The organism is Dellaglioa sp. CoH-57-MRSF-21, from assembly GCF_056781915.1.
The window spans coordinates 184,249-205,531 of record NZ_JBXAXU010000001.1 but is presented as its reverse complement, the minus strand read 5'-3'; the positions used below and the strand labels follow the sequence as shown (position 1 = coordinate 205,531).

The 21,283-nt window shown below is 33.9% G+C and carries 17 protein-coding genes and 1 pseudogene; 1 reads left to right on the top strand and 17 read right to left on the bottom strand.

Translation table 11 applies throughout. From position 1 onward, the window contains the following. Positions 1-88: 88 nt before the first annotated feature. The 10 genes and pseudogenes from AC1RPQ_RS00965 to AC1RPQ_RS00920 form a co-directional block, all read right to left on the bottom strand. A complete protein-coding gene (locus tag AC1RPQ_RS00965; protein ID WP_481760987.1) occupies positions 89-2,008 on the bottom strand; it encodes a fructose-1,6-bisphosphatase in 1,920 nt (639 codons plus the stop codon). A gap of 172 nt (positions 2,009-2,180) precedes the next feature. Further along, complete coding sequence (gene nagE / locus AC1RPQ_RS00960; protein WP_481760988.1) at positions 2,181-4,163, bottom strand: N-acetylglucosamine-specific PTS transporter subunit IIBC; 1,983 nt, start codon at positions 4,161-4,163, stop codon at positions 2,181-2,183. Between the two features lie 343 nt (positions 4,164-4,506). After that, positions 4,507-5,880: an FAD-dependent oxidoreductase gene (locus tag AC1RPQ_RS00955; protein WP_481760989.1), complete on the bottom strand. Its 1,374-nt coding sequence runs from the start codon at positions 5,878-5,880 to the stop codon at positions 4,507-4,509. Beyond that, complete coding sequence (locus AC1RPQ_RS00950; protein WP_481761150.1) at positions 5,880-6,899, bottom strand: hypothetical protein; 1,020 nt, start codon at positions 6,897-6,899, stop codon at positions 5,880-5,882. The genes AC1RPQ_RS00955 and AC1RPQ_RS00950 overlap by 1 nt, the downstream gene beginning before the upstream one ends. 18 nt (positions 6,900-6,917) lie before the next feature. Further along, positions 6,918-7,259: pseudogene (locus AC1RPQ_RS00945) on the bottom strand (helix-turn-helix domain-containing protein); the annotation flags it as partial. 709 nt (positions 7,260-7,968) lie between these two features. Further along, positions 7,969-8,838, bottom strand: coding sequence for a methylenetetrahydrofolate reductase (locus AC1RPQ_RS00940; RefSeq protein ID WP_481762168.1), 870 nt, complete (start codon positions 8,836-8,838; stop codon positions 7,969-7,971). 456 nt (positions 8,839-9,294) lie between these two features. Beyond that, on the bottom strand, positions 9,295-9,780 hold the full coding sequence (locus AC1RPQ_RS00935) for a methylated-DNA--[protein]-cysteine S-methyltransferase (protein WP_481760991.1): 486 nt from the start codon (positions 9,778-9,780) through the stop codon (positions 9,295-9,297). Between the two features lie 11 nt (positions 9,781-9,791). Then, positions 9,792-10,640 carry a YitT family protein gene (locus AC1RPQ_RS00930; protein ID WP_481760992.1) on the bottom strand — a complete coding sequence of 283 codons (849 nt, stop codon included), beginning with the start codon at positions 10,638-10,640 and terminating at the stop codon, positions 9,792-9,794. Positions 10,641-10,767: 127 nt separating this feature from the next. Beyond that, positions 10,768-11,955 (bottom strand): iron-containing alcohol dehydrogenase, encoded by a 1,188-nt coding sequence (locus tag AC1RPQ_RS00925; protein ID WP_481760993.1) that lies wholly within the window; start codon positions 11,953-11,955, stop codon positions 10,768-10,770. Positions 11,956-12,109: 154 nt separating this feature from the next. Further along, positions 12,110-12,577, bottom strand: coding sequence for a DUF2798 domain-containing protein (locus AC1RPQ_RS00920; RefSeq protein ID WP_481760994.1), 468 nt, complete (start codon positions 12,575-12,577; stop codon positions 12,110-12,112). A 174-nt stretch (positions 12,578-12,751) separates the two neighbouring features. Here AC1RPQ_RS00920 and AC1RPQ_RS00915 point away from each other — a divergent pair, with 174 nt between their 5' ends. Beyond that, complete coding sequence (locus tag AC1RPQ_RS00915) at positions 12,752-13,120, top strand: DUF1304 domain-containing protein (protein WP_409021750.1); 369 nt, start codon at positions 12,752-12,754, stop codon at positions 13,118-13,120. Positions 13,121-13,168: 48 nt separating this feature from the next. Here AC1RPQ_RS00915 and dhaM read toward each other — a convergent pair whose 3' ends face one another. The 7 genes from dhaM to AC1RPQ_RS00880 all read right to left on the bottom strand — a co-directional run bounded on the left by dhaM (position 13,169) and on the right by AC1RPQ_RS00880 (position 21,228). Further along, positions 13,169-13,537, bottom strand: coding sequence for a dihydroxyacetone kinase phosphoryl donor subunit DhaM (dhaM, locus tag AC1RPQ_RS00910; RefSeq protein WP_481760995.1), 369 nt, complete (start codon positions 13,535-13,537; stop codon positions 13,169-13,171). Beyond that, positions 13,534-14,118: a dihydroxyacetone kinase subunit DhaL gene (dhaL, locus tag AC1RPQ_RS00905; RefSeq protein WP_481760996.1), complete on the bottom strand. Its 585-nt coding sequence runs from the start codon at positions 14,116-14,118 to the stop codon at positions 13,534-13,536. Before dhaL ends, dhaM begins: the two co-directional genes overlap by 4 nt. A 14-nt stretch (positions 14,119-14,132) precedes the next feature. Beyond that, positions 14,133-15,128, bottom strand: coding sequence for a dihydroxyacetone kinase subunit DhaK (dhaK, locus tag AC1RPQ_RS00900; protein ID WP_481760997.1), 996 nt, complete (start codon positions 15,126-15,128; stop codon positions 14,133-14,135). A gap of 180 nt (positions 15,129-15,308) precedes the next feature. Then, the gene (fba, locus tag AC1RPQ_RS00895) at positions 15,309-16,172 is read right to left on the bottom strand and encodes a class II fructose-1,6-bisphosphate aldolase (protein WP_481760998.1); all 864 of its coding nucleotides are present in this window, start codon (positions 16,170-16,172) and stop codon (positions 15,309-15,311) included. A gap of 162 nt (positions 16,173-16,334) precedes the next feature. Further along, positions 16,335-18,068: an adenine deaminase gene (gene ade / locus AC1RPQ_RS00890; protein ID WP_481761144.1), complete on the bottom strand. Its 1,734-nt coding sequence runs from the start codon at positions 18,066-18,068 to the stop codon at positions 16,335-16,337. A gap of 9 nt (positions 18,069-18,077) precedes the next feature. After that, positions 18,078-19,865: an adenine deaminase C-terminal domain-containing protein gene (locus tag AC1RPQ_RS00885; RefSeq protein ID WP_481760999.1), complete on the bottom strand. Its 1,788-nt coding sequence runs from the start codon at positions 19,863-19,865 to the stop codon at positions 18,078-18,080. Positions 19,866-19,893: 28 nt separating this feature from the next. Then, the gene (locus tag AC1RPQ_RS00880) at positions 19,894-21,228 is read right to left on the bottom strand and encodes an NCS2 family permease (protein WP_481761000.1); all 1,335 of its coding nucleotides are present in this window, start codon (positions 21,226-21,228) and stop codon (positions 19,894-19,896) included. Between the last annotated feature and the right edge of the window lie 55 nt (positions 21,229-21,283).

The following is a 21,283-nucleotide window of genomic DNA, read 5'->3' as shown; positions in this document are numbered from 1 at the left end:
TACACACTAATATTTGCTGGCTTACTTTTCTCCTTTTACACAGAAAATCATAACCTAAATAAAAAATCTTACTTTTCAGTAAGATTTTTTATTTACTCTGTAAATATTTTTTTAATTCTACAACACGACTAGCAAGTTCTTTTCCCATATCAGTTTCAGCAATTGTTTGTCTTTTAACTTCACTATCAATAATTCGTTTCACTGAAATAATATCTGTCCCATTTTCAATTGAATCCCACTTAGACGTAAAGGGTTGGTGAGCAACTAATTGTAAGCCATATGAATTAGAGAGCAGCGTATATCCACCAATTCCAGTAGTTGATTGGTAAGCTTTTGAGAAACCACCATCAATCACAATCATCTTTTTATTGGCCATAACCGGCTTGTGCCCACGCTTAACTGGTGTATGCCCATTAATTATTTTACCGTTATCTGGATTAAGCCCGAATTCTTCTAATATATGACGACAAAATGCTTCATCATGTCGTAATTTGTAATACGCATTTGGTATCTCAACTTGAACTTCTTCATCATTAATAAAGTAACGTTCAAAAGTTTTCATCGCATGTTTCCCAAATAAAGGCGATTTGGGTCCTTGCCATAAATACCAAAGTAAATCAGTTTCAAGGTCAGTAGATTTTTTAGGTTTAGCATAGCTTTTACGTAAATTATCTTCAAAAAAAGCTAATAATTCTGGTCCTGCATATGCTTTCCCTTTTAGCTCAAAGCCCTCCAATTTACCTTCTTGTGTAACTGGAATACAGCCGTGAACTAACAAGTTCCCATTATATCGTTTAAACATACTACCACGTGCCATCATAAAATCTAGATGTTCTCGTAATTTAGTCGCATGGATAAATGATTCTACTAATTTATCCATTATTTCTGACTCATCATCTGTTAATTTATACGGATCTGCCCAATCAACTGTTTGAAAACAAGTATCTTGTAGTGAATAATGTTTCCCATCGATTTCTATTTTTGACCCTTTGTTCCAAATCTTTTCTAAAATCGCACGATTTGCCATATCAAAATCAGGACGTCTTTTAATAATCTGTCCTTCTAATTTAAATTGAATAATAGCGATTGCCTGGTGTATTTTGGTCATTAAAAGTCGTTCGTCTTCTTTGATTTTTTCTTGTGCTGAATTAACTTTCGGTGAAAATGCTGGATTATCTTGATACGTTTTATCGGCAAATGTTGCTAAATGGCGTAAATTAATCCCATATGCATCTTCAACAATAGCTAAATTATTATATCTAGCACAAATTCGCAATAAATTAGCGATACATAAAGGCGAGCCAGCAGCACCACCTAACCATAAAATATCATGATTTCCCCATTGAATGTCAACTGAATGATAATCAAGAAGTGTCTTCATAATTTTATCTGGCGCAGGACCACGATCAAAAATATCCCCAATTACGTGTAAATGGTCAACGATTAACCTTTGAATCGTATACGCTGTAGCCGTTAAAAATGCTTCTGCTTGATTTAATTTAATTAAATTTTCTATTATACGATTATAATAATCTTTTTGATCAAGTTCATTGGAATTACTATATAATAATTCCTCTGTTATATACATAAAATCAGGTGATAGTGCCTTTCGTACCTTCGAACGGGAATATTTTGTTGCTGTCTTTTGTAACAACTCTATCATTCTGGCAATGGTATCTAAATACCACTGCTCCAATTCAGGTTGTGAAGTGAATTGTTGTTTTTTAGCAATTAGTTTTTCTTCTGGATAATAAATTAAGATTGCAAAGTCCTGTATACTCTCTTCAGTCAAACGGCCTTCAAAAATTTCTTGAATTTTTTGTTTAACATTTCCTGAACCATTTCTTAAAACATGTTGAAATGCGTTATATTCACCGTGAACATCACTAACAAAATGCTCCGTTCCTTTGGGTAGATTAAGAATGGCCTCTAAATTAATAATTTCAGTGACAATACTTTGTTTAGTCGGAAATCTTTTTTCCAATAACGTTAAATAATAGGGATTCATTTAAATGGCCTCCTTCATTTTATGATGCGCTTACAGTCACTATACCATGCCGGTTTGCCAATACCAATTACAACTTATTAAATGAGTCATATTATTATATATAAGCTTTTTTATAAACCAGCTACCTATACCAAAAAAGCAGACCAAAAGTTTTGGCCTGCTTCATTTATTCTTATTTAGTTTGAACAATTGCCGAAACTTCATTGGCTTTAACTGTCTCATTCAAATGATCAAACGTTATATTAGACACTTTATCCATATTCGTTAAAACGACCATCATCGTTGTTTCCTTACCAGCAGCTTTAATTGCGTTTAAATCAACTCGCGCAACTAAGTCACCTGGTTTAAGAGTTTCGCCTTCAGAAATAGTCACTTCAAAAGGTTTACCTTCTAATTGAACGGTATCAATTCCCATGTGTAATAGGACTTCTAATCCCGTTTCAGTCGTGATACTAATTGCATGTTTCGTTGGAAAGATACTTGCTACTTTACCAGCAACCGGTGTATAAATTTCGCCATTAGCTGGTTCGACTGCATAACCATCACCCAACATTTTTTCAGCAAAGGTAGCATCTTTAACATCCGAAATAGACATTAATTCGCCCTCTGCAACCGTATAAAACGTTTCACTACCAATAACCGTTGAATCATTATGATTAGCTGTAGCGCTTGATTTATCCGTCTCAGCCTGTAACTTTTCATTACTTAATGAAATAGAATCAGCCTTTGACTCATATAACTTACCAAGCTCGTCAGCAACAAATTGAACTTCAGTTCCAATAACGACTTGAATATTTGTTTTATCGATAACTTTAAACCCAGCAGCACCTGATGCTTTAAGTGCATCTTCATTAATATGGCTTGTATCTTTAACTTGTAGACGAAGACGGGTTGTACAATTATCAACGACTGTTAAATTATCTTTACCACCAATAGCAGCGTAAACAATTTGAGCTTGTCGTGCATATTTGTCATCCCCTAATTCAGGCGATAGTTGAATATCTTCAGTAATTGGTTCGCGACCTGGTGTCATTAAGTTAAATTTCTTAATGGCAAAATTGAATAGTGTGTAATAAATAATTGCCATCACAACACCTTGTACCAACAGCATTAGTGGCATATTAGCCATTGGTACACGTATACTCAAGACGTAATCAACTAAGCCCGCACTAAATGTAAATCCAGCTGTCCAGTGCATAAATGCGGCAAAAGCTAAAGATAACCCGGTTAATGCCGCATGAATGACGTATAAAGGCCATGCAACGAACATAAATGAAAATTCTAAAGGTTCACTCACGCCTGTGAAAAATGATGCAAATGCACCAGCTAGCATCAATGAGCCAACTTCTTTTTTACGTTCAGGTAAAGCATTTCGATAAATGGCATACGCACCAGCTGGTAGCCCAAACATCATGATTGGGAAAAATCCTGCCATGTACATACCTGTAGTTCCTTTAATTCCTGTATTACTCCAAAAGTTCCCGATATCATTAATTTTAGCAACGTCGAACCAAAATACTGAATTCAACGCTTGATGTAATCCGGTTGGAATTAAAAGCCGGTTGAAGAATCCGTATAAACCAGCTCCAACCCATCCAAGTCCAACCATAAACTTACCAAATGCAACTAACCAAGCATAAACAACTGGCCATGCAAATAATAAAGCTAAGGTAACAAAAATCATTACCAATGCTGACATAATGGGTACTAATCGTTTCCCACTAAAGAATGAAATAGCCATTGGTAACTTCACACTATGGAAACGATTATACATTGCTGCCGCAATTAATCCGGCAATAATCCCAATAAACACATTACTACTGATAGAACTAAATGCAGGATCAACATCTGTTACTTTTACTCCTAATAAAGCCGCAACCGAAGTCGGTTCCAACATTTTAACTGGAATTTCAAATGCAACAACACCAGCTAACGCAGCTGCGCCATCCTTGTTAGTCGACATTCCTAAAGCTAAACCAGCAGCAAATAATAATGCTAGATTACCTAGAATTGCGTTTCCGCCGGCCTGCATAAATGCCGCCGCAAACCAATCTTGTGGCAACCAAGTTCCAATTCCAACCAGTAATGCTGCTGCCGGTAGTACTGCGATAGGCAACATTAACGAACGTCCCATTCTCTGTAAATAACTTTTCATTTTTTATCCCCTTTTTTTCTTATAAAAACTATCATACAGGTTAGACCAAAAAAATTCAAATCAAATACAAATCAAGTGAAAAACGTGTATACAAGGCTTTAGAAAATAAATTAAACATCTATACCAATTTTATTTTTTAGACAAAAAAAAAGTTGCTTAATTATATTAAGCAACCAACTTTTTAGAAAACAAGCGTCCCCACACTAAATTTTCTCTTCGATATTCTGTGTCCTAATCAATAAACTCTTTGAATCATTTATTTACAAGACTTATTATGCCATGTAATTCCCCATAAAAAATATTAATATTTGAGGGTTAACTCGCAAATTTTGACATTTACAGCTTATTTACTGATATGACGGTCTTTTGTCCTTCTCGTAAGGGCAACTTCATTTAAAGTATTTAACGCTTTATTGTATTCAGGATTAAAATAAAAATCCATTGATGATAATTTAGCCATCGTCATTTGCATATTAATAGCTACTGACATGATATTAATCATATCTAAAATATCATGTTTCGAATAAATTTGTGCACCAACAATGACTTCAGTATCTTTCCTGTACACAACTTTTATAAGTATTTTGGAACCATTTTTAACGTAATCATATTGAATCTTATTTTCAATTGTATTGGATAGAACATCCAATCCGATATATGGTGCGTTTTCTTCAGTGACACCTGTCGTTGCTAAATAATGACCGAATAAGTTCATCCCCGCTGTTCCTTGCGTCGTTTCAACTTTAACAGGACTAAATAGACCCGTACAGTTATACGCCGCCACAATTGCACCTTTAATAGCGTTATTAACAAGAGGTTGATACTCTCGACGTTGGCTGACAGTTTGTTTAAATCCGGCATTATCACCTGCTGCATAGATGTCTTTATCACTTGTCTGCATGTAATCATTGATTTTAATGGTATTATTTTGATTAAGTTCAACAGCGTCTCTCAAAAAATCATTGTTAGGTTTTAATCCAACCGAAAAAACGACTAAATCACAGGCGATTTCTTGGTCAGTTGTCGAAACGCTAACTATTTTGTTATTCTCATCCACATTAATAGCATGAACATCATTTTTTAATACAATCTTTATCCCTTTTTCTCTTAAATCATCAATTATCCGATTACCAATTTCTTGATCTACGTACCGTGTCAAAACACCTCCCATAGCTTCAACTACTGTAACATCAACTTTTTCGCCTTTACGTCCCTCATAAATTGAGCTAGCTAATGCAAGCCCCACTAATCCTGCACCAACAATTAAAATACGCCTATTAGTTGGGCACAACTGTTCCATAGCCTTTTTTGATTCTTCTAAATTTTTATAAAAAACAACATTTTCATTATCTATCCCTTTAATATGTGGTTTAACAACCTTAGACCCATTAGCTAAAATTAATTTGTCATAGTTGCTGTAACTGTATTGTTTATCTGCATTAACAAAGTATAAACGTTTATCCTCCGTACTAACGTGCAACACTTCAGTACCAAGCATCAATTTAATACCTTCAGACTCTAACGCAGCAGGTGTCGCATAACTCGCTTCTTCTAAGTTATCAATAACCCCATCAAATAACAAATTAATTCCAGATGAGATATAGCTAACGCTATCTTTCATTTCCATAATAATTACTTCGGCATTTGGATCTGATTTTGAAATTGTTCTAGCGGCAGCTATCCCTGCGTGCGTTCCGCCGATAATGACATACTTCATTATTTTTCCTCCAAGCTTTGCGTGTTAATTTTTCTAACCTTATCAATTTCTAAAATTTCATTTACGACATCAGTAATAACTTGATCTGAACTAACACCAATTTCTGACATCACATATAATGGTGAATTAAATTGATCTTGGTTAACACCCATCCTATTTGTCACAATTAAATCATATTCTTTACCTTCTTGATAAATTTCTACTTGAGCGTTTAAAACGCTGCTTAAAACACGTTCCATAATGATTACGGTTAGTTTTTCCATAATTGGATCACGATTAATTAATAAGCCAATTTTTAAAACGTCATCAAACTCGAAGTTTAAAATATTCAAGATATATAAATACTGATTTTGTAGATAATATAAATCATCTGGCGAATTTAAGCCATCGAACTGTGTAACAGATTGATACGCCGTCAATAATTTTTGAATGATCTGCGAAAAGTCTTCTCGTTCTAATGATTTACGATTAAATTCCATAATTGTTCGATTATAACTAAAACTTTCACCTTTAAATATGGCTAATTTGCTGTATGAATTAAATAAATTATAAGAAATTTTTGAATCCCGTTTGAAGTAAGTATATTTCTCAATATCACTCCAAAAAAGACTAATTGCACTATTGATGGGTGTTTTTTTATCAATATCGTCATCTTTAATTTGAACATATAATTCAGAATCGTTTTTAATTAAATCAAATCCAATTAAAAAGTAATAGAACCCAACAGCATCTTCTTCAGAAAAGGAAAGTGAATATTTTTTTAAAAATCTAAAAAGACTTAATTTAACTTTACTGTATGCGAGATTATTTTTGATTAATTCACGAGAAATAGGCGTTAATGTCTGAACATGTTGCTCTTTATATGAATTAATTCGAATATAAATTTTAAGCCATAGAAAAACTCTAAGTTTCTCGTCGTCTTTCCATCCTAAGTCATATTGTTCATCTAAAACATTAACGTAATCGTTAATCGTCTCATTTCTAGATAAGAGTTCTTCGCGATCAGTGAATGGAACCACCCTAATGAAAAAAAGGTAATAAAAATAATTCAGTTGAATTTTAGTCCCAACTAATCGTCGATTTTTAATTTTTAGATCAAATCCTGCTAACGTTTCATTTAATTCTTTAATTCACCTTGTTATTGACGACCCACTGATATGTAATTCGTTCTCAAGATCAATTAAATTCAATGTTTCATTCGCATACAAATACATTATTATTTTGTATTTATACGATTCTCTTAAAAAATCAGTACTAATATTCGATAAATTTGTCGTACCATCTACTTCAAATTCAACGTTATTAGCGCTCACTTCAAAATGAACATGACCTGAAGCGGTAGCTTCCTCAAGCGTTATTTCAATATTTTTTAGGTACATTCGTAAAGAATTACCAGATATTTGGAGTAATTCCATTAATTTTTTCTTACTTAAATAACCACCATGTGTTTGTAATAGTTCTAGTATTTGGTTAAAAGTTCTTTCCTGCCCATCTAAAAAATCTTCCATATACATAAAAAAATCCCCAGCTTCACTTGACCACTTACCCAATACGATTAAAAAGGCCAATTTAATTTAATTCTATTAATATGTTACCGCGAAAAGTGATAAATTGGTATTAATAATTTTATTTTTAATTTTATTTAATTTACCCCTTGCATTTTCGGTATATACTTGTTATATTAAATGAGTAACCTAATCAATAAAACTTATTCAGTACCTCCCCCAAGGACTGAATACCAAAATCAATCCCCCAATTGATTTTGACTGTTTTACCCTTTTCGACACTGTAACTTATGTTACGATGTCGTTTTTTTTTGCCTAAAAATAAGTATTTACTCTTTCAAAACCTAACTTTATCAATGCTTATACGCTAAATATACCTAACTTCTTTATTCTCTTTTATTTAACATAATTTCGTCACACTTTCTTCATAATTACTTGTTATTATATAAACATACCTTAATTAAATAACTTTTAACTTTAATTTGTTCTCCCAAACAAATTAAAATGATAATTAATTTCTTCCCGAATATTAATTATCCCTACTCCTTTTAATCCATTACCTCTCCCAGGTAGTGGATTTTTTTTATTGGCCTTGCATAATTTCAATGATTGCTTGATAGTCTGAACCTGGCGTCACTATATGAACACCATTAAAAAGGTTTGATAACGATTCAATTAAATTTTGCGAAGCTGCAATACCGACCTTACGTTCATCATTTTGCAACGCCGCTTGTTTCAATTCTGCCATAAACTTATTTGGTAGTTCAATACCCTGAACGTTATCTTGAATAAATTGAGCACGCTCAAATGAAAGTATCGGCATTACACTGATAAAAATAGGTATAGCCACTTCATTAATGGTGATCCAATCTTTTAATCGCTGAACATTTGTCATATCAAATACCGGTTGCGTGATAATATAATCTACTCCTGAATGAATTTTTCGATTAATATCTTCAAATTCAAAATCTAAATTTATCGCATTAATATTAAATGCCCCACCAACTTTAAATTGTGATTTACTATTTAATTCACGATTAGATGGCGATATTCCTTGATTCATTTTTTTAATTGTTGTAATTAATTGTTGCGATGTTAAATCATAGACATTTGTGGCACCTTGTATTTTTGTAGGATTCCCTTTAATAATCATTAAATTATTTAAACCAACAGCACTTAATCCCATTAATTTAGATTCTAATCCGACTAAGTTGTAATCCCGTGTTGTTAAATGTAGGATTACTGGAATCTGTTTTTCACTAAGTTTATATCCCAATAATATATTTGAAACGCGGGGCATCCCTAAAGGATTATCCGTAATTGATAATGCGTCAATATCTAATTTCATTAGTGCGCTAGCACCTTTAAAAAAATTATCCAGATTAAGCGTGCTTGGCGTATTCCACTCAACTAAAACCGTTTTGGTCATTTTCACTTTCTCTATAAAATTCAAAATACCTTCCTCCAAATCAAATTTCATATCACCTTACAATGTTAATTGTAAACTAACAAAACTGTCACATGCCTATGTTTTAATAAATAAAGCCGTATACTATAAATATACACACAAGATACTTTGTGTGTAACTTAATTCTACTATAAAAAAATACGATTATATTTTAGTTTAATTTTTCATCTAGATCTAACCTACTCCCCCCAGAGTCTCGAATAGATTAGTATTTTCTCACCACTACTTTTAAAAGTAGTGGTGTTTTTTTTACATTTATAGTTTTTCTTTTTAACGTCATATTTTCTTCACATTTACTTGTTAGAATAACTTCATACCTTAATTAATAACTTTTAATTTTAATTTATTTCCCCGAATAAATTAAATAAGATGATCAACTTTCCCCGAAGTTAATCACCCTTACCCTTTTCCGACATTGCCTCCCCTTGTAATGTCGGTTTTTTATTTGCGTTCTATTTCTAGTAGTTGCTTTTTCATATTAATCCCACCGCGATAACCCCCTAAGCTGCCATCTTTTCTTAAAATACGATGACAAGGTATTACAATTAATATAGGATTACGACCAACTGCACTAGCAACAGCGCGAATTGCTTTAGGATAATCAACTTCTAAAGCTAACTCAGAATACGTTCTCGTTTCACCGTATGGAATAAGTTGAAGTTGTCCCCAAATTTCTTTTTGCAGCATCGTCCCACTCAAATTAAAATCAACGGGGATCGTAAATTTTTGAATTTCATGGTCAAAATAGGCTTGTAGTTCTTCAATTATACTTTTAAAAATCTTGTCATTCTCTTCGAATTTAGTTCTTGGATAAAATATTTCAATTTCACTTCTTAACCCATTAGGCGACCCAACAAAACTCAATCCTTTATCAGTCATCCCTAGCCAAAAATAATCCGTGCCATTAAACCAATTCATTAAGTACATGTCAAAATCTCCTATTCAATCCCAGACAAATTTGCGCCATGAACTTCTGCGATATTATATACGATGATAAATGCATTTGGATCAATCGTATGCACCTTATTTAACATTTGTTGATAATTTTGATTTTCAACAATAATCATCAACATTTCTTTGCTTTCACCTGAATAACCACCTTTAGCATCAAAGATTGTTAGACCTCTATCTATAGTTGTATTAATATCTTCTTTTAATTTTTTTAATCCCTCTTCTGTACTCATCACATATAAAACTTTTTTACGGTCCAATCCCGTTTCAATATAATTCATAATTAAATACGTGATTATTAAAGAAAAAATCGCTAAAATAAATGCTTCAGAACCCGAGACAAATATATTGAAAAAACACACAATACCATCAATTATTAATAGACTGGTTGCAGGTTTAATATTGAAATATTTTTTGATTATTAGTGGTGGAACCGTTGTTCCACCACTGGATGCATCAATTCGATAGAGAATTGATATTCCCACCGCAAAAACTGCGCCACCGACAATAACAGCTAATAATCTATCCTCGACAATATTTATTTGAGGCGTAATCGCTAAAAATAACGGTAATACAAAACTACCAATCATAATTTTTTTAGTCGTTGAACGCTCTAACATAAAATAAGCCAAGATCAATAGCGCCATGTTAATGCTCAATAATACAATCGAAACGTTCCAATTAAAAGCTGTTTCTAAAAGGATTGCAATACCAGTTGCACCACCAACCGCAACTTCTTGTGGTGCGTAGAAAAAATTAATACTTATTGCAATCATTTCTAACCCAATTAACATTAATAAAAATTGAATAACTTGTGGTTTCATCCTATTTATCATAAAGGCCCTCTTTCTGTTCTAAATTTGTAACCCCTTACTATTTAGCATACCGAATTTTATATCATAAAACAAATTTTCGATTTATGGCACAAAAAAAGCATCTCTAAACAGAGATGCTTTTACTACTTTATTCGAAACTTTCAGTTGTCATTGAAGCTTTGTATAAATCAATAACATCATTTACTGACATATCAACATAAACAGCACTATCTAATTTTCCAACTCTAACAGCTGATTCAGCCATTACTTTAAAGTTTGTTTCTTCATTGATGTCAACACCGGGTAACGTTGTTGGTACACCTAACGATTTAACCCAGTCATAAACTGATTGAATAGCTTTATCAGCAACGACTTGGTCATCATCATCTTGAATATGCCAAACATTGCGACCAAATTTAGCAAACTTAGAAACCGTATCCGCAGATAAAACGAATTTCATCCAACGAGGTGTTATAATACCTAGCCCAACACCATGAGTAATATCGTAGTACGCTGATAACTCATGTTCAATAGAATGGGATGTCCAGCCATCTTGATAACCTAATCGCATAATACCATTTAATGCCATTGTTGATGACCACATTAAATTAGCACGAGCATCATAGTTATCAGGTTCCGCAACTGCAATTGGTGCCCATTTAATAACTGTTCGCATGATACCTTCAATCATACCGTCAGAAACATCATTATTTTTTTCTTTATCAAAGTATTGCTCTGTCAAATGAGAGAAAATATCAATTGAACCAGCAGCAGTCTGCCATTTTGAAACACTCATTGTTAATGCTGGATCCAAGAATGAAACAGCTGGTGTTTTGGGACCAAAACTACCTATTTTTTCATTTGTTTCTGGATTTGAGATAACTGATCCAGCATTCATTTCAGTACCAGTAGCTGCTAACGTTAAAATATCGACAAAAGGTAATTGATCAATTTTGAAACGTTTTGAGGGGTCTAATGATAAATCCCAAGGATCTCCTTCATAAAATGCTGCTGAAGCAATCATTTTTGAAGCATCAACAACAGAACCACCACCGACAGCTAAAATAACATCAATTTTATTTTCTTTAGCTAACTTTTGACCTTCACGAACTGAACCCACTTTAGGGTTTGGTTCGATTCCTGCTAATTCAACAACATTTAAATCACTCAAAATTTTCTTTACTTTGTCATATAAACCTGAACGTTTAATTGATCCACCACCATATGTTAATAATACATTGGGACCAAATTGTGCAACCGCATCATGTAATTCTGTTTCGATACGATCTGAACCAAATCGAATATCAGTTGTATTTTTAAATTGAAAATCTTTCATAAATATAATCTCCTTTGTATTTTGAAGTTATAGTCAAAGTTATTTCAAATGAACAACTACATTATAACCCCTTTAGGCGATGTCATTCCAATACAAGCCTTTACTAAAAGAAGATTCACCATTTTACTGGTGAATCTTCTATAAATATAAACGATTATTGTGTGACTCTTTTAGCTTCATCTTTTGCATGAATCATGCTTAAAATTTTTCTTGAAATTGGTCCAACAATAATTAGTTGTAACGGTACCGCAACAATAATATTGTGTCCAACAGTAGAAAGATAAGCAGACCAGAAATGAGCAGGCATACCACCTTCAATAAGTAACCCATAAAGTGACATAAAAGCGACCATTCCACAAATCATCATTCCTGAGATTGCGAGAATCATTTGCCACATTTTATCATGATTAAGAGGTAACTTATCAGCAATTGCCATCGCAATTTTACCGACAACTAAAACATCTAAGATAAAAGCAACAATAAAACCAGGAATGAATCCAAGTAATAACGTCACAAGACCTAGTTTTCCGACTAATAATAAATTGTATGCACTCATAACGAAAACCATCATCGAGCACATTAATGTTGTAAAAATAATTCCTTCTTTTGCATTTGTTGGCATATATCATTCTCCTTAATAACTTTAATAAAATATAATGTTACACAAAATAACTCACTGTCATAAGTCTTTTTTTTGAATATTAAAGCATTCTCATTGTAAGCGATTAAATCGATTGATTGTGCTACCAATTACATTACGTTATACTATATCCATAACGATTAAGGGGAGATTTCTATGTTAATTGCACTTATATTATCTTGGATTGTTGCACTTGAACACTTATTTATTATGATTCTTGAACTATTTTTCTCAACTAGTTCAATCGCTCAAAAAGCCTTTGAATTAAGACCAGAATTTTTAAATCAGAAAGAATCAAAAGTATTAATGGCTAATCAAGGGCTATACAATGGTTTTATTAGTATCGGTCTAATGATTGTACTTTTCATTCTAACTGGTGCTGCGCTTAAATCAATGTTGTTGCTTTTTACAGGATTTGTTTTTATTGCTGCTGTTTTTGGTAGTTTAACATCTGCAAAAAAAATAATTTTAGTACAAGGATTACCTGCATTACTGGCCTTTATCGCAATTACTTTAGCTTTATAGACTAACTAAAATAACGTTAATCATTAAGATTAACGTTATTTTTTTACGCTATTTAATTTTTAACGCTTCAAGTTGAACCTCAATATCAGCTAATTTAACATCAGCCTCTAAAAGAGATGCAGCAGTATAAGCACTTTCGATTAAAGCTGTATCGTACAGATGAACTTTTTTATCTGTGAATTCCATGACCATATTTAAATTCATCTTAGCACTTCCTAAATCATAAAAAGCTAACAACTCATCGGCACTATTTTCGTCAAAAGCTGCTTGGATTTTATCAAATGATGTACCAACTCCGTTATCATCAGTCCCACCAGCTGTTGTGATTGAGACACTTGCTGCAACTTGATCTAATAGTCGCTTGATACCTTCTGCAATTTCAGGAACATGCGATACAATTACAACCCCATATGTCATACTAGCACCCCCGTTTCCAGTAATGCCTCAAATAAATAGCCACTCGACATAGCTCCTGGATCAACATGACCGACAGAACGTTCTCCGAGATATGATGCACGTCCCTTTGTTGCAACAAGCTCTTTGGTTGCTTCAACATCTGCTTGTATTTTTTCAACTGTTATTTGCTTCATTTTAATATCCCCTAAAACTGGATTCCAAACATCAATCATGGTTTTAGCTCCAACATCTGAATCACCGCGTCTTTTAATACCATCTAGTCCCGCAGCTATTAATTTAGCTGGATCATTTGTTTCTTTACTTAATTTAGACATTTCAATAAAAGCCGTTCCATAAAGTGGCCCAGAAGCACCACCAACAGATTTAATAAAGGCCATTGCGACACTTTTAAATAAGTCTGATAAGGATTCAAATTTTTGATTTTTTAATAAATCTTGAATTGTTTCGGCACCACGAGCCATATTATTTCCGTGGTCTCCATCACCAATTGGTGTATCTAGCTCACTCAAATAAGCTTTATTTTCACTTATTTTCTCTGAAAAAATCTGGAACCATTCTGTTGTATTTTCAATTGTTAGCATTTTATTATCTCCTCTTACCAAGCGATTGTATCTACCGTATAATTTAAATAAGAAAGCCATTTATCATCTTCAATTTTAAATAATGTCAAAGAAATTCCAGCCATATCTAATGATGTCATATAATTACCGACCTTTGTAAATGCGACATCGACTTTTTTATTATTTAATTGATCAAGCGTATCGTTCATAAAAATATATTGTTCCATTAACGGTGTTGCTCCTAATCCGTTAACTAAAACGGCATATTTATCATCAGATTTCATATCAAATGCAACTTTTAGTTTACTTAGTAACTCTTCAACCAATTCCTTAGAAGGTTTTAATTTTTCACGACGATATCCGGGTTCACCATGAATTCCTACGCCATATTCAACTTCATCATCTGCAAGTTCAAATCCTGGTTTACCAACTTCTGGGACGGTCGCACCACTCAATGCAATCGCAATTGTTTTAATATTTGGCATCACTTTTTTAGCAAGTTCATCTATTTCATCTAATGTAGCTCCTTGATCTGCAGCAGCACCCAATATTTTATGCATGAACACTGTTCCCGCAACACCACGTTTTCCTTGTGTATATAGACTATCTTCAACTGCAATATCATCATCTACAACAATTGATTTCACTTTAATTTCATCTATTTCAGCAAATTCTTTGGCCATATCAAAATTCATGACATCGCCGGAGTAATTTTTCACAATACAGAAAACACCTTTACCGTGATTAGCAGCTTTGATTGCTTCATAAATTTGGTCTGGCGTGGGTGAAGTAAAAACTTGTCCAGCAACTGCACCTGACAACATACCGGGACCTACAAAACCAGCATGGGCAGGTTCATGTCCACTTCCACCACCACTAATGAGTCCAACTTTATCTTCCATCGATGCCACATCACTTCTAACCATAGCTTCCGTACTATCAATTTTACGTAGGTATTGTGGATAAGCCTTAACTAACCCATTAACCATTTCACTTACAATATTTTTTGGATCATTAATTATTTTTTTCATAGTATCCCCTTTTCTGTCTGTTTTAGGTACTTCTCCATTATATTGCAAACGTTTACAAATAACCAATTAAACTAGCTTTTATTAATAATTCCATGACCATTCAATTCTCAAGACACAAAAAAAGAGTTTCCAAAATCATAACGATTTTGAAAACTCTTTTTGAAAGAACTAAATAATAAATTATTTAGCTGCGCTTGTACCGAACCATTCAATACGATCTTCAACAAGATCAGTGATTGCTTTTGTACCTGGTGCAAATAATTTACGAGGGTCATAACCTTTACCTTGTTGGTCTTTACCTTCTTCAATATATTTACGAGTAGCAGCAGCGAATACTAATTGACATTCAGTATTAACGTTGATTTTTGAAACACCCATTTTAATAGCTTTTTGGATTTGGTCTTTAGGAATACCTGAACCACCATGTAATACAAGTGGTTGTTCGATTACAGCAGCTAATTCAGCTAAGCGATCGAAGTTTAAACCAGTCCAGTTAGCTGGGTATTGGCCATGAATATTACCAATTCCACAAGCTAAGTAGTCGATTCCTGTTGCAGCAAGTTCTTTAGCTTCGTTAACGTCAGCTAATTCACCAGCTCCGACAATTCCATCTTCTTCTCCACCAATTGAACCAACTTCTGCTTCAACTGAGATACCTTTAGCATGTGCTAAAGCAACGATTTCTTTTGTTTTTTCTAAGTTTTCTGCAAATGGTAAATCATGACCATCAAACATAACTGAGTTGTAACCAACTTCGATACATTCTTTAGCAGCTTCAAAATCACCATGATCTAAATGCATAACAACGGGAACAGTGATACCCATTGATTTAATAGTGTCTTGAACAAGGTGTAAAGCTAATTCATATCCACCCATATATTTTGCAGCACCCATTGATGTTTGGATTAAAACTGGAACACCTTTTTCTTGGGCTGCAGCAAGAATACCGCGAGTCCATTCTAAGTTGTTTGTGTTAAAAGCACCAACAGCGTAATGACCTTCACGAGCAGCGTTAAACATACTTGTACCATTTACTAATGACATTTGAAGTCCTCCTAGATAAATTACAATACGTCTGTATTGCATTTTTTAATACAGGTACATTTTAGCACATTTAATCATCAGATAAAACTTTCATTTTTTAAATAAAACTAATTATCAATAATTTTAATATAAAGGCAACCGTTCATCATTGATTTAACAGACTTACACACTAACATCTTCAAATTTAAATTCATTGATATTAATTAAACCCATATCAGTTATTTTCAATTCCGGTATCACCGCTAACGACATAAAGCTTAATGTCATCACAGGATCCACCGTATCATTAATGCCGAGCTCTCTATAAGCAACTTTATTAAATAGTTCAAGCTGTTCTGATATCCATTCTCCAGATTGGTCACTCATCAATCCGCCAATTGGCAATGGAATTGATATTAAAACTTTGTTATCTTTTGTCAGGACCATCCCACCTTGAATATCTTTCAAAGTCTCAATTGCCAACGCCATATCTTGATCATTAGTTCCTGTTGTAATTAAATTATGTGAATCATGTGCAATAGAAATAGCAATTGCCCCATGTTTAATACCGTAATCTTTCAAGACACCCGTGAAAATATTTCCCGTTTCATGGTGCCGTTCAATAACTGAAATTTTAGAAACTGGAATACTTGAATCGTAGATAAAATTACCTAGTTCATCACGACTAACATTAATTTCTCTATCTATTGTAATTGCTTCGTTAGGAATTACTTCAATTGCATGAACTCTATTACTTGTTAGAGGCAGAACTAATTTTTCTTGACTAAAGTTAGCTAAATGGACTGACGATTGGACACTATCAATTGTATAGCTTTTAGTTTCTAGTAAATATTTTCCCTCTTCAGCAACTTTTTCACCAGCAATATAGACACTTGAAATTAGCATATCCGTTAAATCACTAATAATTGTTAAGTCTGCTCTAAGTCCAGGTGCAATAGCACCTCTATCTTTAAGCTCACAACACTCAGCGGTATTAAGTGTCGCCATTTGAATGGCAACTAAAGGATCTATACCTTCTTCGATACAAATTTTCAAACTATTATCTAAATGACCCTTTTCAATAATTGTTTTCGCTTGGACATCATCTCCACATAGAATGGCCCTTCTAGAATTAGTGGTTGTGACACCTTTTAATAGTGTTCTTAAATTATGCGTGACAGATCCTTCACGTAGGAAGACGTACATACCACGGCTTAATCGATTTTGCATTTCTTCAAGGGTTGAGCATTCATGATCATTTTGAATTCCTGCGGCAATATAGGCATTTAAATCTTTGTCATAAACTTGAGGACTATGCCCATCAATTCGTTTATTTAAATTTTTTGCGACCAGTAATTTATCTAAAATATCACTCTCAGCATTAATCACACCAGGGAAATCCATAAATTCAGCTAAGCCACTTGTCTCATTATTCGTGAGTGGTTTAATCATGTCTTTGGCCGAAATAACCGCTCCAGAATTTTCCATTTTTGTTGCTGGAACGCATGAAGGCAGCATGTATTGGATATTAAGGGCTGTTTCTTTAGCTGCATTAATCATATAGTCGAGTCCAACTAGGCCCGCTACATTCACAATTTCATGTGGATCTGCCATGACCGTTGTTGTCCCATGCGGCGTTATTAAACGGCCAAACTCTTCTGGTCCAACGTAGGCAGATTCTATATGAATATGTGGATCAATAAATCCTGGTGAAATATATTGACCATGAACATCAACCGTCTTATCCCCATCATATTGGCCACCGATTCCAGCAATAAGGCCATCAACAATTGCGACATCCCCAGTCATTACCTGTGCATTATAAACATCAATAATTTTGCCATTAGTTAAGACTAAATCAGCAGGAATTCGGCCAGCAGCAACATCAATTAACTTCTTTAAATTTTCTTTTTCCATCATAACTCCTTATCCTTTAAGAGATGATATCTTAATAATTGGATCAACTATTTCTAAAGCGACACAATCTACCATGCCTAAATCAGTAATTGCCAAATCTGGAATTGCCGTAATTGGTAAAAATGACATATAAAATATTGGATCAGGTAAATCACTACCCATTAAATTTGACCCTTTTCTTAGCGCAATTTCGCCAGTTTCAATTTCACTTGGTAATAAGTCGCTCATGATACCACCCACAGGTAATGCTAAAAATGAAATAATTTTTCCATCAATAACAACAATTTGACCACCGCCTGCTTTAATTAATTCATTTGTAGCAATCGACATATCATTTGCATTGACACCCATAACGACAATATTATTATCATCAGGTGCAGAAGATGATGCCATTGCCCCTTTTTTCAAGCCCCATCCAGATGTAAATCCAAGTGCCTGATTTCCATTTTTACCAAATCGTTCTAATACAGAAACTAAAGCGACATCTTTTTCTGGACTAGGTTGTACGATATTATTTTCTATCGTTAATTCAACATCTTTTCTTTTTCGAACAAAAGCACCCTGACTATTAATTGTTTGGACAGTTGCCATTCCTACTTTTTCATTAACTTTATATTCAAAATCTTTTTCAGAGGTTAACTCATGCTTCAACTGGCCTTTAAATAAATTACTTCTGATTGGTGCAATCAACATTTCACTTATTTTTTTATTTTTGGCAACAACTTTGCCCCGACTAATAACCATTTCTACATTAAATGAACTTGGCTGATCAACAATCAATATGTCAGCAAGTCTTCCTGGCGATACAGACCCAACTTGATCATCAATTCGATAAGCTTCAGCACTATTTATTGTTGCCATTTGAATTGCTGTAATTGGTTCTACACCTGCTTGAATAGCTAATTTAACAAGGTTATCAAGATGTCCTTTTTGTAAAATATCAGATGCAGTTACATCATCTGTACAGAAACTAACATGTCGTGCAATTGCTGGATTAACTTCAGTAACTGCTCGAATATTTTCTGCCAAGAAATGTGTAACGGATGATTCCCTGATTAAAATATTCATCCCATTCCGTGCTTTTTCAACAAGCTCCTCATGACTATAACTTTCATGATCTAAGCGAACACCACTTGCTAAATACTCATTCAATTTCAATCCGGTTGCCATTGGTGCACAACCGAAAATGGGTTGGTGATTATTTTGTGCGTGAACCAACGTTTTTAACGTATCTTCATCTTGTGTTTCAACAGCTTCTCTAACCGTTTCCCAGATACCGTAACATTCTGTCCATTTTTGAATTGTTTCTTGAACATCTGAATCGATGTTAAAAGCAATTGTTGATTTTGGAATTGTATATGGTGTCTTATATGGTGCACCCCAAAATAAATTAAGCGGTAATTTTTCTACCTCTTTAAAAACTTCTTGAACACCTTCTAGTCCGGCAACTGATATTGTTTCATCTAAACCAGAAATAATACTCGTTGTTCCAAAAGGTACAACAGCATTAGCAAAACTTGTCATACTCATTTTGCTACATTCAACGTGAATATGTCCGTCAATTAATCCTGGCGTTATATACTTTCCAGTTGCATCTATATGTTCCGTATCATTGCCGATATAAGCTTCAATATTACCTATCGCAACAATTTTCTCTTTATAGATAGCTACATTTGCTTGATAAATCTCACTTGTCATAACATTAACTAACTTGCCATTTTCGATTACTAAATCTGCAGGAATTTTTGCTGCACCTGCAGAAATATAGTCTTTTAACTGTGCTAACGTCTGTGTCATTTAGTTATCCACCCATCAATTTTATATGTTATTGAAGAATATTTAATACGTAAAGTAAGAATAGGAATACAAAGAACAAGATATACATTACAGGCCCGATTTCTTTTCTACGACCTGCTGCCATCATTGTAATTGGGTATAATACGAAACCAAAGGCAATACCATACGAGATGTTGTAAGTTAAAGGCATTCCGACAACCATTAAAAATGCTGGTACTGCTACTTCAAATCGACCCCAATCAATACCCTTTAATGATTGTGCCATTAAAATACCAACAACGATTAAAACGGGCGCCGTCACTTGTGATGTCACAACTGTCAGAAGTGGTGAAAAGAATAAACTTAGAACGAACATAAACCCGACAACTAATGATGTCAGTCCAGTTCTTCCCCCAACTGCAATTCCAGCTGATGATTCAACATAAGCAGCAGTTGGTGTTGTTCCCAGAACAGATCCGGCTAACATTGAAGCAGAATCAGATAATAACGCGCGACCAACTCGTGGCATTTTATTATTTTTCATAAATCCTGCTTGAGTAGCTAACCCGATTAAAGTTCCCGCCGTATCGAAAAAGGCTACCATCAAGAATATTAAAACAACAGACCAAAGTTGAAGTGAGTTAATTTTATGTAAATTTTCAACCCCTACTCCAAATGTTGGTGCCAAACTTGGAACAGAAGAAATAATATGTGTTGGTAATTTGATAAGTCCCATAACTAACCCTAAAATAGTTGTCGCAACCATTCCAATAAAGATTGAGCCAGGAATTTTTTTAGCCATTAAGATAACAATCACAACGAGTCCAAAAATTGTCAGCCATGTAGTTGGCACCGTTAGTGAACCAATCGCGACCAATGTTGATTGGTTTCCAATGATAAGTCCACCTTCTTGTAATCCAACAAAAGCGATAAACAACCCAATACCTGCGGCCATTGCTAATTTTAAGTCATGTGGAATTGCATCTATCACAATTTCACGAATTTTAAAGAACGTAATAAGCATAAAGATAATTGAGGCAACCACAACACCGGCCATTGCCGTTTGCCATGGAATACCCATTCCAATAACAACTGAATAAGTAAAGAATGCATTGTCACCTAATCCTGGAGCAATTGCGATAGGATAATTAGCTAAGAATGCCATCAAGAAACAACCGAACGCGGCAGATATTGCTGTTGCTGTAAACACAGCTCCTTTGTCCATACCCGCAGCGCCCAAAACTTGAGGATTAACGAATAATATATAAGCCATAGATACGAAAGTTGTTAATCCAGCCATTGATTCACGTTTAACCGTTGAACCTGACTCATTAATATGAAATAACCGATCAAAAATACCTGATTTTCCCTCTGTATTATTCATGCAATATAATCTCCCTATGTTGTGATTTTTTATATTATGTACAGTATATTACGCG

Coding starts and splice junctions, on each gene's coding strand:
- AC1RPQ_RS00965 (WP_481760987.1), bottom strand. CDS start 2,008: ATGAATCCCTATTATTTAACGTTATTGGAAAAAAGATTTCCGACTAAA.
- nagE (WP_481760988.1), bottom strand. CDS start 4,163: ATGAAAAGTTATTTACAGAGAATGGGACGTTCGTTAATGTTGCCTATC.
- AC1RPQ_RS00955 (WP_481760989.1), bottom strand. CDS start 5,880: ATGAAGTATGTCATTATCGGCGGAACGCACGCAGGGATAGCTGCCGCT.
- AC1RPQ_RS00935 (WP_481760991.1), bottom strand. CDS start 9,780: ATGTACTTAATGAATTGGTTTAATGGCACGGATTATTTTTGGCTAGGG.
- AC1RPQ_RS00930 (WP_481760992.1), bottom strand. CDS start 10,640: ATGATAAATAGGATGAAACCACAAGTTATTCAATTTTTATTAATGTTA.
- AC1RPQ_RS00925 (WP_481760993.1), bottom strand. CDS start 11,955: ATGAAAGATTTTCAATTTAAAAATACAACTGATATTCGATTTGGTTCA.
- AC1RPQ_RS00920 (WP_481760994.1), bottom strand. CDS start 12,577: ATGCCAACAAATGCAAAAGAAGGAATTATTTTTACAACATTAATGTGC.
- AC1RPQ_RS00915 (WP_409021750.1), top strand. CDS start 12,752: ATGTTAATTGCACTTATATTATCTTGGATTGTTGCACTTGAACACTTA.
- dhaM (WP_481760995.1), bottom strand. CDS start 13,537: ATGACATATGGGGTTGTAATTGTATCGCATGTTCCTGAAATTGCAGAA.
- dhaL (WP_481760996.1), bottom strand. CDS start 14,118: ATGCTAACAATTGAAAATACAACAGAATGGTTCCAGATTTTTTCAGAG.
- dhaK (WP_481760997.1), bottom strand. CDS start 15,128: ATGAAAAAAATAATTAATGATCCAAAAAATATTGTAAGTGAAATGGTT.
- fba (WP_481760998.1), bottom strand. CDS start 16,172: ATGTCATTAGTAAATGGTACAAGTATGTTTAACGCTGCTCGTGAAGGT.
- ade (WP_481761144.1), bottom strand. CDS start 18,068: ATGGAAAAAGAAAATTTAAAGAAGTTAATTGATGTTGCTGCTGGCCGA.
- AC1RPQ_RS00885 (WP_481760999.1), bottom strand. CDS start 19,865: ATGACACAGACGTTAGCACAGTTAAAAGACTATATTTCTGCAGGTGCA.
- AC1RPQ_RS00880 (WP_481761000.1), bottom strand. CDS start 21,228: ATGAATAATACAGAGGGAAAATCAGGTATTTTTGATCGGTTATTTCAT.